The organism is Planococcus versutus, from assembly GCF_001186155.3.
GTDB lineage: Bacteria > Bacillota > Bacilli > Bacillales_A > Planococcaceae > Planococcus > Planococcus versutus.
Map to the genome: position 1 here is coordinate 2,428,360 of NZ_CP016540.2, position 16,160 is coordinate 2,444,519.

Below are 16,160 nucleotides of genomic sequence, written 5' to 3' on the forward strand. Positions count from 1 at the left end.
CGCGCTTCGATGGACACATTTCTAAGAAAGCTAGACCGCATAACAAAACCTGTAGAAATCCTAGAGGATTTCTACAGGTTTTTCATTTTTTTTAGATTGACGATTGAGAGCGCTCAGTCGGTATTTCTTTTTATCTGTTTTCGATAATGCTTTATACTCTTGTAAAAACGTTTCGTATTTGTTAATGACTTCTTTTGTAGGACCGTATTCTTTGACCACACCAAACTCCAGCCACAAAATATGATCACAGAATTTTTTCATTTGCGAGATCGAATGACTGACAAAAAACATCGTTTTACCTTTTTCCTTAAATTCCATCATCTTGTCTAAACTTTTTTCTGAAAAGGCTTTGTCGCCTACCGACAGAGCTTCATCCACAATCAAAATATCGGGATTCACACGAACCGAAATAGAAAAGCCTAAACGTGATTTCATTCCACTGGAATACGTTTTAACCGGTTGATCGATAAACTTTTCTAGTTCTGCAAAATCGATTATCTCATCTTCCATTTCAGAAATTTCTTTTTGAGAAAAACCAAGCATCAGCAATTTAAGTTCGATGTTTTCGCGTCCTGAAAGTTTCCCATCAAGACCTGCGTTCACTGCAATTAAAGCAACATTTCCGTTACTCGTAACATGTCCCGTTGTTGCGGGAATAACACCTGCAATAATGTTCGCTAACGTCGATTTACCTGAGCCGTTAATGCCCACCAATCCAACAATTGAACCTTCTTCGACAGTGAACGAAACATTCTGTAAAGCAAAGAAATCTTCCCCATAATCTTTATAGGGAACAAGCAAATCCAAAATTCGTTCAGACTGCTTTTTATAGAGTTTATAGCGCTTAGAGACATTCTTTACTTCGACTGAATTACCCAAAGATTTCACATCCAATTTTTATAAAAAGTCAATAAACTGACTTCTGAATTTTACATGAAGATAAGATCCAACAAGAAATGTTATTGCCAATACTCCTATAAAGTATAAGGTATACGTTGGATTTTCAAGGAAATACCAACCTTCCCCGAGTAAGGAATAACGATAGCCTTCAATGACGTAATAGAACGGATTAATTTTCAAAAATACTTGCCATGAATCTGGTAATGAAGTTGGCGGCCATAATATGGGTGATAAATATAACAACATACGCATGATGGATTGCATAAGCATCTGAACATCTCTAATAATCGTCGCCAACGTCGAAGTGATAAGAGACAAGCTGAATAGAAACATTAATAACCCAACGATATAGATAGGCAGTTGTAAATAATAAATTGAAATCGGAAAACCGATAAACTGCAATACAATCGTACCGATCGTCAATAACACCAGATGAGGATACAATTGCGCAAAAATTGTATAGTTTGGTATGACACTCATGGGGAAGTTCATTTTGGCGAGCATCCTAATTTTGCTATAGATCGACTTAGTAGATTTCATTACACTATTATTAATTAAAAACCATACAAGAATTCCCGCAAACATCCATTGAAAATACGGAATATCACCCACGTCTGCTCTTTGCCTAATTCCGAATCCGAAAACAAACCAATAAATTAAAATTTGAATAGCTGGGTTTATAATCTCCCAAGCTGCACCTAAATAATTTCCTCTAGTTAAACTTCGCAATTCGTAAATCGACAATCGTCTGATCAAATAAGAAAATTTAACTTGCTCTTTTATTACTGTTATCGCTGATTTCATTTTGATTCCTCACTAACTTTTCTCTAAACACTTACAAAAGCTTCTAGTAGTGCTAATAAAGCTTCTGAAAAGCTTGCTGAATAACTACAAAATACGATCTTGTTTAAGAGATTCTACAATCCGAAGTATATTTTTTCTGTCCATAAACGTATTAATTTGCTGGAATTTTTCCATAATTTCATCTTCTACTTTGTAATTTTGAGCGATGACATCTTTGACTTTTTCTATCAAATCATCAAGATCATAAATAACAGCACCTGGTGCATTCTCATCATTTACTGGTGGAATGGCTTTGTATTGATTGATTAAATACTCTTTTTCTTCCCAATAAAAAATTGGATATGCACCTCTAAACGTTGCATCGTAAATCGCAGAAGAATAGTCAGTTATAAAAACAACAGAGTTTTTCAATGCTTCTGATGGATTATTACTAATGATATGTTGGTACTCTTGCATATTCTCATAAATGTGCTCAGAAAACTTATTATGTGGAACAATTAGCAATCTATCAAGTAAACCATTTTTTTCAAAAGCTTCAATAACTCGAATAATTTGAGTATAGTAAGTAGTTTGCTCAATTAATCCTCTGTAAATCAAACCTTCTTCCCAATATCGGTAAGTAGGCATGAATGCAATTTTATCAGCATCTTCATTAAGCTTAGCATGATCGAAAGTTGCCAGTCCTGTCAGAATTAAATCCTCTCTATCATAACCCATTTTGTAAAATTCCCCTGCCTCAAGCTCTGAACTAATAACAGATTTGCGCATATTAAAAACATTTTTGTCTTTATGGAAACCAAAAGCCATTGGATTATCAACTGGTTTGGCAAACATAATTCCATGCTGAAGAAATGTTAATGGAATGGAGTTGATTTTTTCTCGAATAACATCGATATACAAGCGATCGTTTAATAAGTGATTTGATAATTCACTAGAAATAAGATTTGAAGCTCTGAAAATCAAATAATAATGTTTAAAACTAAACTTACTGACAATTGCTCTTTTATACTGGTTTTTTAGCGCTTTATAGTTTTCCGCATCTTTGCTTAAAATGAAAAAATTTTTAGATTGTAAATCCGATTCTTTCATAACTTGTTCAAAAACTCTAATTCCAGATTCATCGGCTTTCATGCTTTTCTTTTCAAAATACAAATTGATATTTTCTTTTTTTCGTGGAAGCCATTTAGAAAGAGCATGAGCAATAAAAATTAAGTTTCTATTTATAAAAGTATATTCTTCAGATTTTGATAAAATTGTGGAAGTTACATCTCCACGCAAATTAGTCCTTACAATATTCACTTGGTCATCAACTAATTTAAAATCCAATGTTTTCTTTCTTTTTGGTCGAACATTTAATTTCAAATTGTGCAAAACTGTATGTTGATCACCGAGGTATAAATTTGTATGAATACGATTATTGACATTCAAACTTGCAATTGGTATTTTGAAAAAGCCGTATCTTCGAACAAGTTTAAAGTTGAGTGGACGAACAAACTTAGTAAGCGGAGACCCTTCAGTCCCAACATACAAATAATCATAAACACCGCTTGCTTTGTAGGCGTAATGGGTATTCCTTCCGAAAATGTACAAATTTTTACCTAAAAATTTAACTTTAAGATTTGGATGAAAGCTTGAAATTTTCGTAGGTCTCCCTTGGGTCATGTAAATACCTTTGGTTCTGTTGTGTAAATAATATTTAATACCATTTACTTTTAAAACACCTAACAAATGTTTATTGCGATACTTTTCTAGTTTTGTTTTATCTGCAATTTTGACGCTTTTTCCAGCTAATTTCTTTAAATTTATATTTTTTTCTATATCTTCTAATTGAAAGTCCAGTGAAGTTGGACTTGACAAGTTAAAGTCCAAGTTCGGCTTATTTAAAAGTACAGTGAAAATAACTTTTTGTGTAACAAGCTCTTTTCTAAATAAATCATAAATAACAAACATATAAAATTGACCACAATTGATTTTTCCGATATTCAAAAACCTGTACTCTACGGTTGTTAGCCCTAAGTCAATTTGAGTGACATGAGAAGTTTTTCCAAATGTTGCTAAATCATGAATACTGTCGATATAATTTCCGGTATGATCATACATCGAAAATGTTGTGTCACCTGTTTGTTTAAAAATCAGCAACTCTGAATATATCTCGAAGTTCAATACCATTGAGTTTTTACTTATATAAAAATCAGCGCTATCTCCATGATTAAACTTAGTTATATATATTTTATCGTTTTGTACATATCCAATAATACATTCTTCTAAAAGTTGATTTACAAACAAAACTTGATCCTCTGCTTCATAAACACCAACTTCGATTGGTGTTTGTTCTAACTTCGAAAGTTGTAATGCATAAACGCCTTCCGTTTCTAACATAAAAAAAGAAATTTCTGCTAAAGATTCTTTAACTATCTGTAATTTAGAATTAAATATTTCCACTGTTATACCTTCTTTTTCAATTGTATTTATTCAATCTTTAAAATCAAATATGGACTGTGTTTAATTTTACTTTAAAAAAGCTTTTACTACTCGCTGAGTCGCATGCCCATCTTCAAGAGACGAGAATCGATTTTTAAACTCAGTAAATTTTGCATCTAGCTGAATATTGGAGTCTTTCAATACATGAATCGCTTGAAACAATTCTTGTTCTGTTTGTACGATCGGCCCTGGCGCATCATTTTCAATATCGATATAAAACCCACGTAACTGGTCACGGTAGTTTTCTAGGTCATACATAAAGAAAATAACCGGACGATTTAAAATAGCGTAGTCAAAAAAGACAGATGAATAGTCCGTAATCAGTAAATCCGATGCTAAGTATAAATCTCGGATATCAGGGTAGCTTGATACATCGTAGACCATTCCTTCATAGGCCGAGAAATCAAAGTTTTCAGCAACTAAATAATGCATACGTGACAAAAGTACCCATTCATCGCCAAATTCTTTTTTCCAGTTTTGTAAATCAAATTGAAACTCAAACTTGTATTTTCCTTTTTGATAAAACTCATTGTCTCTCCAAGTAGGCGCGTAAAGCATGATTTTTTTTTCTTCAGCAATGCCTAACTCTTTTTTGAGATTACTGATTAACGTAGCTGAGTAGTTGGTCAACACATCGTTGCGAGGATATCCTGATTCAATGACTTTTCCATTATAATGGAAAGCACGCTTAAAAATCTCTGTAGAATATGGATTTGGAGAAATTAAATAATCCCATTTCTCAGATTCTAAAATAAAATTCTTTTTGTATGAACCGGTTTCTGTGTTAGGCATATGAACTTCCTCAATATCAAGCCCAAGTTTTTTCAGAGGCGTTCCGTGCCACGTTTGTAAATACACTGTTCCTTTTGGTTTTGGCATCCACCGAGGCAACCGAACGTTGTTGACCCAGTACTGTGCTCTAGGAAAGGTCCAAAACCACTTTAATGTAAATCTCTGGATATACGGAAGTCTAAATTCTTCAAAGAGTTTGACTGCACTTTTATCCACACTCCATAACAAGTTATGACGTGGATAATGTTCCTTCATATATTCGTAGATCGCACGAGGATTGTCACTAAATTGTTTTGCGTGAAAACTTTCAAATACCACAAGGTTTTTCTTTTTAGGAAGCTTTCCTAGAATCACGAATACTGCACGAAAAAGTCTTCTCGTATAGCTGCTGTTTTTAAGTCTTTTAATCTTCTGAATCAAACTCAAGCAATTCACCTATCTTCTTTCTGAAGTATGTAGCTCGGATAAGAATTTACTGCAAAGAATAGTATCTTGCCACTTTTTATTTTATACTACAATAAAGCGCAATATACATATATTAAAAAAGCAACTTTTCTTCTTTAAAAGCGTCTAATGACACATACTTAACCCATATTTTCAATAGCTATTACACATGATAACATATAAGATGATGTTATAGCGTATTGTAAAAAATCGAAAATAAGCATTCTTGGAGTGAAGATATACATGAAGAAAGTAATAACTTATGGAACCTTTGACTTGATTCATCATGGTCATATAAATATTTTGAAACGAGCAAAAGAAAATGGTGATTATTTAATTGTTGGTTTATCTTCTGATGAGTTTAATGCCATTAAAGGCAAAGCTGCCTATCACTCTTACGAAGAACGAAAGCTGATACTAGAAGCGATAAAGTATGTGGATGAAGTAATTCCTGAACATAATTGGGGTCAAAAAGTGGCGGATATTACCAATAATCAGGTAGAGCTTTTCGTAATGGGTTCAGACTGGGAAAACAAGTTTGATGAACTGATGGATTATTGCGAAGTTCTTTACTTGCCGCGCACAGAAGGTATTTCAACCACCAAAATCAAAACAGACCTTTATAATAGCAAATGATTAAAGAACTAGGCATATCCATTTATCTCTTCTTGTTTAATATTTTATTTGCGCTGTTTAAGCTTTTCCCATTAAGAAATAAAACAGTATTTCTTTCTTCTTTTGGTGATAACGCGTTTTTCATTGCAAAAGAGCTTTCCAAAACACAACATCATTCACTGATCTTCATTAACCAAAGTAAATGTAAAATTGATTTTGCACGGATTCCTACTGACAACAAAAAGATTTATAGCTTTGAAACGTCCAATATCGTGGATACGTTTTTATCGATCTACCACTTAGCTACATCAAAATATGTCTTTGTTGATAATTACGCAGGCGTTCTTTCCGTTATTAAATTTCGACAAAAAGTTAAATGTATTCAGTTGTGGCATGCAGCTGGAGCAATCAAGAAATTTGGTTGGAGTGACCCGGAAACAGCTGGACGAAGTGAGCGCGCAAAACTACGTTTTCAACAAGTGTATGATCGTTTTCAGTATATCCCTGTTGGCTCGCAACAAATGGCCGATATTTTTTCTACATCTTTTCACGTTGATCAAAGTCATTTTATCTATACGGGTGTTCCTCAAACCGATTTTTATTTTGACTCGGTTGCTAAAGACATTGCACATGCTAACCTGCAAAGCAAGTATCCCGCTATTGTAGGAAAAAAGGTTATTTTGTACGCACCTACATTCCGAAAAAACGCATTAAGTCGTATGGAAATTCAACTAAATATAGACGAACTTTTAGAAAAATTGAATGATGAATACGTATTGTTGATTAGACTTCATCCTTCTGTTCAAGAAGTTACGAATCTCAAAAAACATTCCCGTGTATTGTTAGTAAATGATTATCCACACCTCAGTGAGTTGTTAGTTGTCAGTGATGTTTTAATCACAGATTATTCTTCTATTCCTGTAGAATATTCGTTGCTTGGCAAGAAAATGATTTTCTTTACGTATGACCTCGAAGAATATGCAAAAACGCAAGGAATTTGGGCAGAAAGCAACTTGTACTTTCCTGGCCCTATCGTAAAATCGACCAATGAAGTAATAAACGAAATTCTGAATCCAGAAATCGATGATCATAAAATCGAACAATTTTGCAGTCATTGGAATACGTACTCGACAGGTCAAAGTACAAATCAGCTTATTACAGTTATTTACGATCCAACAGATTTATAAAAGCAATCCGTTCATTCTGTAGAGGAATGAACGGATTTTTTACGGCTTACCATTATATCTGAATATTCAGTTTAAAAATAGGATTTTTACTTTTAGTTGTGGTATATTGTAGGTAAAGACGATTCTCTCCCATACATACGCTAATATACACGCAGCGAAAAAAAACAAAGGGGTGAGAAAGGTGTATTCTAAATGGATGAAAATTTCAGCCGCTTTATTATTAGTCTTGTTCACCGTGTTATCTTTCTCTAGTCCGTCGCATGCAGCAAGCTCTACGTACGTTACAAAAGCGAATACAAATAGTAAAGTCGTCGCACTTACCTTCGACGACGGTTCAGATGGCACAAATATCAACAAAATTTTAGACATTCTGTCTGCAAATGGTGTAAAAGCTACTTTCTTCTTAACGGGATCCGGTGCCAAAAACCATCCATCTTGGATTAAAAACATTAATAATAAAGGGCATCAAATTGGAAACCACTCGTATTCACATCCTGATTTCACAAAAATTTCTGCAGCTAAGATAAAAAGCGAACTTGCTACAACAGAGTCAACCATTAAAGATATAACAAAAAAAACAACAAAGCCTATTTTTAGAGCTCCTTTTGGCGTATCTAATTCAGCTTCATTAAAAGCTGTTGGCGACGCGGGATATACACATACCATTCAATGGAATATTGATACGGTCGATTGGAAAGGTGTTTCTTCTACACAAATTACCAATAAAGTTCTGAACAACATCGTGCCTGGCTCTATCGTTTTAATGCATACAGGTGCAGGAGCATCTGGAACTCCCGGTGCTTTGCCAAACATGATTAGTAAGTTAAAAGCAAAAGGCTATAAGTTTGTAACGGTATCTGAAATATTGAACTTGCCTTCAGCACCTGTGAGTGGCAGCAAGTACACGGTAAAGTCTGGAGATACGCTTTACAGCATCGCTAAAAAGTATAATGTCACAGTTAAAGCATTGGCCAAAGCAAACAACATTACTAATTACAATTTGATTCGTGTTGGTCAAGTGCTAACGATTCCTGGAAAAACACCGTCGCCACCTGTAACGCCTCCTGCTCCTTCTGCTAAATACACAGTGAAAGCTGGAGACACACTTTACAGCATTGCACGAACTTACAAAGTTACCGTTTCAGCATTGGCTAAAGCCAACAACATTACCAATTATAATTTAATCAGTGTCGGCCAAGTATTAAAAATTCCTGGGAAATCGACACCTCCACCTGCAACGACGGTAAAATATACAGTAAAATCAGGAGATACACTTTATAGCATTGCGCGCACATACAAAACCACCGTTTCAAAAATTGCTGCTGCCAATAAAATTTCAGATGTCAATTCCATTCGTGTTGGGCAAGTATTAATCATTCCTAAGTAAGTCATAACTGATGATAAAAAGAGCTGGAAATTCAACTTCCAGCTCTTTTTGTCGTTTTTTTATCTAAAAATACTTTTTAGCTTTAAAAATTGCATCAAAAAACACTTTATATGAATATATATACCTATATTATAAAATCTTAAGTAATTCTATAATAGTATGGATATTCCAATTTTTATACACAGGAGGAAGAAAATGAAACGTTTGATCATGTTTTTATTAGTTTTTGTCTTTTTACTTAGTACAGCTCCGCTTTCTGCATTTGCAATCAAATCGAATGATGCTAAATTCGATCAATTTTTAACTGAAATTAAATGGGAAAAGCAAGATTATTTAAGCTACCTTAAAAACAAAGGCTGGTCGTTAAATGAATTTTATACAGTCGATGAATTGGGAACACCTTTAACACAAGAAGGTGTAGAAGCATTACTAACTAAACTAGACATGACCCGCGCTGAATTAAATAGCTTGATGATTGAATATGGCGACCTCGAATCAGGCGAAGACGTTCTTGACGGCGTGTACTTAATCTTTATGGAAGATGTGGAAGACGCGGTTGAATTTTATTTAGATGGCTCTACGAGTACGCCGATTGATGCGACAAACCTTCAAGAATTGATGGAACGATTCGGATTTGCATCTGAAAAAGAACTTGAAGCATTTCTGCAAGAGCAATCCGATTCTCTAACAAACTATGACTTTATCGAAGACTTAGAGTCTTCCCTTCTTTTCTATACAGAACTAGATGGATTAGATATGGATTTAAGCGGCTTGTTCACTGAACTTGGTTTGACAGACGAAGAAGTAGAAAAGTTAGTTGCTCACATGGATACACTTGACTTTGAAGATCCTGCTTTCGAACAAAAACTAACACAACTAAGTGATCGCATGATCGCAATCGGTGAATTTGAAACGGCTGATGAGTTAACAGCAGAACAAATTGCTGAATTGATGGATATTTATAGCGATATGACTGATTTACTTGAAATCAGAACCACTTATTTCTTTGTCAAAGACGGCCAGAAAACACCAGTTTCATTGGCAACATTGATGACACTCGAGTCAACTAATGGTGCGGATTTGTTAATTGAAATCTACAACCTTAAAGACGTATTTTTAGCTGATATTTTATTGACTGCAGAAATGTTTGGTTCTGAATTGATTGTAGATACAGGAAAAGACTTAGGTACTGTAGAAACGATCATCACAACACCGCCCGCAGTTCAAAAACCTGTTACTGCTACTCCACCAACAACAAACCAAACGCAAAAAGGTGGTAAATTGCCTGCAACAGCTTCAGATTTCGCGACAAACACACTAGTAGGATTAGCAATTCTCTTTATCGGTATGGCACTATTCCGTCGCGCTCGTGCGACAGTAGATGAATGAAGAACGCACACAACAAAAAAAGAATATATAAAAAATCACTTCTTCTTTTTTTCTCTAGTATTTTTATTATTTTTGGCTTGTGGTTCAGTACGACGAATACTGCTACTTTTGTAAAAGGGTATATGCTTTACAAAACTGGAAGCGTTGAAGCAAACGCTTTTAGTGGCAAAACCGAAAAGCAAAATCTCTCTCTTGAAATAGAAGACAAAGCTGCAAAACCAGAACCAGCCACTGAAAGTCAGAGTCAAAGTATAGAAACACCAAAACAATCGACTCTTTCTGATTATCCACAATCGCCTGACATTGGCGATTGGATGGGTGAATTGATCATTCCTAAGCTGGATGCCAGTCTGCCGATTATACACGGTACAGACGAAGATGAGTTGGAAAAAGGGGTAGGGCATTTTGCGCAAAGTGTAATGCCTGGCGAAAACGATAATTCGGTTTTGTCTGGACATCGCGATACGGTTTTCCGTGATCTTGGGCAAGTCGGAAAAGGTGATTTGTTCATCGTCAAAACACACGCTGGAACTTTTACTTACAAAGTTCGCTATGTGCGAATTGTTGATGAAGACGACAGAACGGTTATTGTGCCAAAACCAAAAGCTACTTTGACTGTGTCTACTTGCTATCCTTTCGATTATGTTGGATATGCCCCAGATCGTTATATTTTAGTTGCAGACTTGGTTTCTAGTGAATAAAAAAAGAAATTCCCATTTCGGGAATTTCTTTTTTATTTAACTAAATTTTTGTAGTTTCTATTCGTTAATAACAATGTCGGACACATAGTAAAAACCATATTCATCCATTACAATGGTATAGGTTTTGTTGCGTTCTTGTAGAGATTCTTTGCCCGCTGCGTCTTTAAAATTGAAAGCTTCTTCTGTCGTGACGATGGCATGATCGTCAAAAATCTCGATTCCTGAAATTTCTAGCTTGGTAAAGTCGAAAGCCATCCCTTTACCTGAAATATCTGTAATGTACTCAGAGATTCCGTTATAAATGTCACTTTGATAAACAAGCAAGTTTTGAATATAGAAAAAGTCTTCTTCTTTCAATGCTGTCTCGTAGTAATAACGGAAATCGCCAATAAATTCACTTAAATTGGTTTCGTTGAAATTCATTTCTAAATCAACATCGTATTCGTAATCTTCATCTTCGTATTTATCGAAATCTTCATAGACGCCAAAGATTTCTGCAACTTCTACAGTTGTCATTGGCGATGAAACCCATTTTGATAATTGTTCATGCATAGAATACAAAGGAATTGAAAAGCCAATTGAATCGCCTTCTTCAATTACCAGTGAGTTGATGCCTACTACTTTTCCAGTTGTAGCATCTACTAGAGGTCCGCCACTACTGCCTGGTGCAATTTTTGCATCAATTTGATAAATATCTTCATACGTAAATTCTTGGTAAAAGTCACGATCGATTCCGGTGATATACCCCAATGTTGCTGTATTTTCCATACCAGCTGGGCTACCCAGAGCGATGACTTCCGTTCCAACGGCAGTTGGTTCCATTTCAGCTTGTAACGGCGTAATGCCTTCAAATGCGTCTACATGTATTAAAGCAATATCGGATTCTCCAGAAATCCCCACAACAGTTCCCGGATGATCTTGACCGTTTATGTTGCGAACGACTACGTCCGTAAATCCGGCCACAGCATGCGCGTTTGTTACAACCATTCCCGTATCAGAAAACAAGAAACCAGATCCTTGTCCACCTTCAGTTAAAATGGTGTAAACTTTCTGCTGTGATTCTTTGATAATAGCTGTTTTTTCTTTTTTCTTGGGTTCTACTTTTTCTTCTTGTTCAGAAGGTGGTACGACATCTTCTACTTTTGTCACAGTACCCGCTGTTGGTTCTTCAGCTGGAACCGTTTCTTCTGGTTCTTCAACTTTCTCAACCACACCTGGTATAACGTCATCTTTATCTTCTGATTCAAGCGGTTTGTCAGGTTCTACTGGTTTTTGTGGTTCTTTTTCAGCTGCCTGCTCTTGTTTCGGGGGTTCTGCTGTTTCTACATCATCTTTCATCAACTGTGCAGATCCTATACCGATTCCTAACAATGTTAAAAGCAGTACAATGGCATAGATAAACTTACGTTTTTTCTGTTTTTTGCTACGCGTCTGAACTAGCGATTGACCGCAGTCTTTACAGAACTTTGAGCCTTCTGCATTTTTGGCTCCACAATTGTTACATGTCATGGCTATACCTCCTGATGAATTAACATTTATTTCTTTAATTTCTACCATTATAGACCTTATAACGTCAAACAACTACTCAGGGTTGCAAGTTGTCATGAAGTCTTTCCATTTGTAATAAATCTAACTAGTTAAACTATTGTTATTTGATATCGACTGGTCATGTGGTTATTACTCAAAATGATTGCTTTTTGAATAGCTAGCTAATGCACTTCTAATCGAAACGTATTCACACCAGTAGGTAAAGCTCAAATTGGAATAGACCCATTTAGACATAGAAAAAGCCATTCTTTAAAGGAATGGCTGGTTTTGTTAATGAGAACGCGTCTTCCTGCGACCGTGTCCGTTGTGAGAAACTCGGTGTTTAGAAAGCACTTCTTTTTCTTTGATTTCACGCTCGCGGTTTTCGAGTGCTGCTGACACCAGTCCAAGAACTGTACCAAACGCTGCGCCTGCTACAACTTCCACAGGCTGATGGCCAAGTAATTCTTTCAATTCTTTTTCACGTTGAACAAATTCAAAGCTTGGAAATTCACCTGAGAATTTCACAAAACTGTCTTCTAGTTCATTAACCAATCGCGCAATTTCTCCTGTGTGACGACGAATGCCTTGTGCGTCGTACATAACGATGACACCAAATATGATCGCAAGTGCCGTTTCAGTATGACGCGCACCTTTATTTGCAGCAACATAGGCTGCAAGTGCCGATACACCCGCTGAGTGAGAACTTGGCATGCCTCCCGTAGTAAAGGCTTGTCTCCAATCCCACTCACCCGTTACGGTTTTATGTGTCACTATTTTTAGCGCTTGTGCCACGCCGATAGCACCTAGAGAGGTAATCATTCCTCTATTCATTCTTCTCATTTGCTCGTCCTCCAGTCATCAGTTTGGCAACCTGCCGCTACCATTCAATATACTTCTTTACCCATTTTGACTATAGAATATGTTTATTCGAATAAAAAAGAGTGTTTTTTACTTTACAGATTTAAGGTTTTCAATTTTTCGTCTAACCATTCAAAAAGCACTTTTACTTTTTGCTTTGGAATCTGCTCGTATTGATCACCAATACTTATTTCAAACGAACAACCTTGCTCTTCATTGTTTAAATAACCAGCTACTCCTACATTCATAATTTCTTGAGCTTGCGCTAGTATCGGAGCGATTTCCTGTGCTTGCTTTTCAAAACGAACATGAAACATATTCGTCACAGGCACTTCAGGAATAGTAGATATTCCGTCACACGCATTAAAAAGCGCTGCCAATTCCTTGGCTTGCACGTAATAATCGGCCATACGATCCTTACGCTCCGCAAAGTACTTTTCTGCTGTCATGATATATGGATACATCGAAATCAAATCGCCACCATACCGTCTTTTCCATATTTTTGATTGTGCCACGAAATCGTGATCACCTGCTAAAATAGCTCCTGCGATTCCTCCAATTCCTTTGTACATAGACAAATACACCGAATCAAATAAAACACAAATTTCTTTGATTGTTTTTTCGTAGTATGGAAGACACTCTAAAATTCGTGCGCCATCTAAATGCAGCTTGATGCCTTGTTGACGGCAATATTTCGAAATTTCTACAAGCGTTTGAAAGCTCGGCAATTGCCCACCAATTTCACGTTGCGGCAATTCCAGCAGTAAACAAGCAATATCTTGTTTCATATTCGTTACATCTTCTAGTTCAATCACGCGATCTTTGTCTGCTAATAATATCGGCTGAATTCCATGCAATTTTTTCAACCCGTCTTCTTCATTGATTTCTAAGTGACTTAGTGGATGGTAAGCAACTTTTTTACAGTCTTTTTCATCACACCAAATCCGCAAAGCAATTTGCTGTGCCATGGTACCACTCGGGAAAAACACAGCTGCCTCTTTTCCTAAGAAATTTGCCATTTTTTTTTGAAACCCTTCAATGACTAGACCACTGCCATATTTATCACTGTTGATCGTACCGTCTACTGACTCGAAGACATTTTTTAAAACGGCTATATTTCTAGGTCCATGTCCTGTTAATTGATGCGGTGTATCTTCGTAGCTTTTCACTAATTCAATCGAGTTCATTAGATCGGCTCCTCTACTAGTCAGGCTAATTTTTTCTAACTATACCACGAATTTAGAACTTGCTGTATTCACGGGTTCCATTTAAAAATCCCGTCTACAGTCATGGTTGACAATAGACGGGATTGACTTTATTTAGTTTAAACTTTGAGAAGAAACAGCAACAGGATGAGTGGCTTCATCGAGTAGGCCAACTAATTCAGCACGATATTCTTCTGTTTGTTCATCGCTCCACACGAGCATTTTGCTCATATAAGCAATAACCTTTTCTTTGTGGGCATGTACCCAATGGATATCAAAAAACAAAGCACCGGTACGACGAATAAAGAAGTCGATTGGTTTGTATGCAGATTCGTATTCCATTGAATAACGCAACATTGCATAAACGATAGGATCGAGTCCAGCTTCTGCTGCAGCATCTTGTCCGACTGTGTAGAAATGAAGAACTTTGTCGACGTTTGCACCATAGCGGCTGACAAGCATATTCATCACACCAGCTGTCAGTCCCATGCCGCTTGCTTGTTGAACACGGTCTTTTCTAAATGCTTCAAAGCCGATCGAGCCGCCTACTTCGCCACCAGAAATCGGCAAACGTTTTGTGGAGCTCTTCGGATACTTACTACCTTCTTCTTTTTGCAATTGCTCAGCAACTAAATTGACAATGCTTTCACCCATTTTACGGTAGCCTGTTAATTTACCGCCCGCAATTGAAATCAATCCAGATTCTGAAACAAAAATTTCATCTTTACGTGAAATTTCAGAAGGGTCTTTGCCTTCTTCGTGAATCAATGGACGCAAGCCAGCCCAGCTTGATTCAACATCTTCTTTTGTGATTTTCACTTCAGGGAACATAAAGTCAACCGCTTTTAATACATAATCACGATCTTCTTCTGTCATTGTTGGATGCGCAATGTCTTGATCGTAAACCGTATCCGTTGTCCCTACGTAGACTTTGCCTTGACGCGGAATCGCGAAGGCCATTCGACCGTCTGGCATATCAAAATAAATGGCTTGTTTCATCGGGAAACGGCGACCATCAAAAACTAAGTGAATCCCTTTTGTTAAGAGCAAGGTTTTCCCGAATTTTGAATGATCTTTGTCACGCAGTGTATCTACCCAAGGTCCCGCTGCGTTGACGATTTTTTTCGCAAACAATTCGTGAATCGTACCGTCAATTTGATCTTCTACACGAATGCCGATTGTTTTTCCATTTTCGTAAATAAAGCTTTTTACTTTTGCATAGTTCATCGCCATTGCGCCTTTTTCAACAGCCTTTTTCATCACTTCCATTGTTAAGCGGGCATCATCTGTTTTGTACTCAACGTAATAACCGCCGCCTTTAATGCCTTTTTTCTTTAATAAAGGTTCGCGGCGCAAAGTTTCTTCTTTACTCAGCATTTTGCGACGTTCATCTTTTTTTACGCCTGCTAAAAAGTCATACACGCGTAAGCCGAGATTTGTACTTAACGGACCAAAAGTTCCGCCTTTGTAAAATGGCAGCAACATCCATTCTGGAGTTGTTACATGCGGTCCATTTTCATACACAATTTCGCGTTCTTTCCCAACTTCGGCAACCATTTTCACTTCAAATTGCTTTAAGTAACGCAACCCGCCGTGAACCAATTTTGTTGAACGACTGCTAGTGCCGGCTGCAAAATCTTGCATTTCGACTACAGCAACATTCATGCCCCGTACTGTCGCATCAAGCGCAATTCCAGCGCCTGTAATTCCGCCACCGATTACCAACACGTCTAATTGCGTGTTTTTCATTTGTGTATAACGTTCGTTTCTGTTTAAACTAGAAAATTTCATAAGTCTATTGCTCCTTTTTATACTAAATTTGATTCTTACCGGTTAATGTTCGCTAGTCATAGCGATAGAAAAAAGA

At 36.5% G+C, this 16,160-nt stretch carries 13 protein-coding genes; 5 read left to right on the forward strand and 8 right to left on the reverse strand.

Going from position 1 to position 16,160, the window contains the following annotated elements; all coding sequences use genetic code 11:
• Positions 1 to 60 precede the first annotated feature (60 nt).
• From tagH to I858_RS12410, 4 genes are all read right to left on the reverse strand, one after another.
• Positions 61 to 879 carry a teichoic acids export ABC transporter ATP-binding subunit TagH gene (gene tagH / locus I858_RS12395; RefSeq protein ID WP_049694730.1) on the reverse strand — a complete coding sequence of 273 codons (819 nt, stop codon included), beginning with the start codon at positions 877 to 879 and terminating at the stop codon, positions 61 to 63.
• Positions 880 to 897: 18 nt separating this feature from the next.
• On the reverse strand, positions 898 to 1,704 hold the full coding sequence (locus tag I858_RS12400) for an ABC transporter permease (protein ID WP_049694729.1): 807 nt from the start codon (positions 1,702 to 1,704) through the stop codon (positions 898 to 900).
• An 84-nt stretch (positions 1,705 to 1,788) separates the two neighbouring features.
• Entirely contained in the window at positions 1,789 to 4,146 is a 2,358-nt protein-coding gene (locus I858_RS12405; RefSeq protein WP_053221278.1) for a CDP-glycerol glycerophosphotransferase family protein, read from the reverse strand.
• Between the two features lie 66 nt (positions 4,147 to 4,212).
• Positions 4,213 to 5,331, reverse strand: a complete 1,119-nt coding sequence (locus tag I858_RS12410) for a CDP-glycerol glycerophosphotransferase family protein (protein ID WP_239457151.1) — start codon at positions 5,329 to 5,331, stop codon at positions 4,213 to 4,215.
• 333 nt (positions 5,332 to 5,664) lie between these two features.
• On the opposite strand from I858_RS12410, the gene tagD reads away from it, so the two are divergent.
• The 5 genes from tagD (at position 5,665) to I858_RS12435 (ending at position 10,700) form a co-directional block, all read left to right on the forward strand.
• Entirely contained in the window at positions 5,665 to 6,057 is a 393-nt protein-coding gene (gene tagD / locus I858_RS12415; RefSeq protein ID WP_049694728.1) for a glycerol-3-phosphate cytidylyltransferase, read from the forward strand.
• Positions 6,054 to 7,223 (forward strand): CDP-glycerol glycerophosphotransferase family protein, encoded by a 1,170-nt coding sequence (locus tag I858_RS12420; protein ID WP_049694727.1) that lies wholly within the window; start codon positions 6,054 to 6,056, stop codon positions 7,221 to 7,223. Before tagD ends, I858_RS12420 begins: the two co-directional genes overlap by 4 nt.
• A 181-nt stretch (positions 7,224 to 7,404) precedes the next feature.
• Positions 7,405 to 8,610 (forward strand): LysM peptidoglycan-binding domain-containing protein, encoded by a 1,206-nt coding sequence (locus I858_RS12425; RefSeq protein WP_239457153.1) that lies wholly within the window; start codon positions 7,405 to 7,407, stop codon positions 8,608 to 8,610.
• Positions 8,611 to 8,805: 195 nt separating this feature from the next.
• Positions 8,806 to 9,999: a processed acidic surface protein gene (locus I858_RS12430; RefSeq protein ID WP_049694726.1), complete on the forward strand. Its 1,194-nt coding sequence runs from the start codon at positions 8,806 to 8,808 to the stop codon at positions 9,997 to 9,999.
• The gene (locus I858_RS12435) at positions 9,996 to 10,700 is read left to right on the forward strand and encodes a class D sortase (protein ID WP_049694725.1); all 705 of its coding nucleotides are present in this window, start codon (positions 9,996 to 9,998) and stop codon (positions 10,698 to 10,700) included. The genes I858_RS12430 and I858_RS12435 overlap by 4 nt, the downstream gene beginning before the upstream one ends.
• Positions 10,701 to 10,757: 57 nt before the next feature.
• On the opposite strand, the gene I858_RS12440 is transcribed toward I858_RS12435, so the two are convergent.
• From I858_RS12440 to I858_RS12455, 4 genes are all read right to left on the reverse strand, one after another.
• Positions 10,758 to 12,209, reverse strand: a complete 1,452-nt coding sequence (locus I858_RS12440) for a trypsin-like peptidase domain-containing protein (protein ID WP_049694724.1) — start codon at positions 12,207 to 12,209, stop codon at positions 10,758 to 10,760.
• Positions 12,210 to 12,518: 309 nt separating this feature from the next.
• Positions 12,519 to 13,070: a divergent PAP2 family protein gene (locus I858_RS12445; RefSeq protein ID WP_049694723.1), complete on the reverse strand. Its 552-nt coding sequence runs from the start codon at positions 13,068 to 13,070 to the stop codon at positions 12,519 to 12,521.
• 113 nt (positions 13,071 to 13,183) lie between these two features.
• On the reverse strand, positions 13,184 to 14,275 hold the full coding sequence (locus tag I858_RS12450) for a threonine aldolase family protein (RefSeq protein ID WP_049694722.1): 1,092 nt from the start codon (positions 14,273 to 14,275) through the stop codon (positions 13,184 to 13,186).
• A 132-nt stretch (positions 14,276 to 14,407) separates the two neighbouring features.
• Complete coding sequence (locus I858_RS12455) at positions 14,408 to 16,084, reverse strand: glycerol-3-phosphate dehydrogenase/oxidase (RefSeq protein WP_049694721.1); 1,677 nt, start codon at positions 16,082 to 16,084, stop codon at positions 14,408 to 14,410.
• Positions 16,085 to 16,160 lie beyond the last annotated feature (76 nt).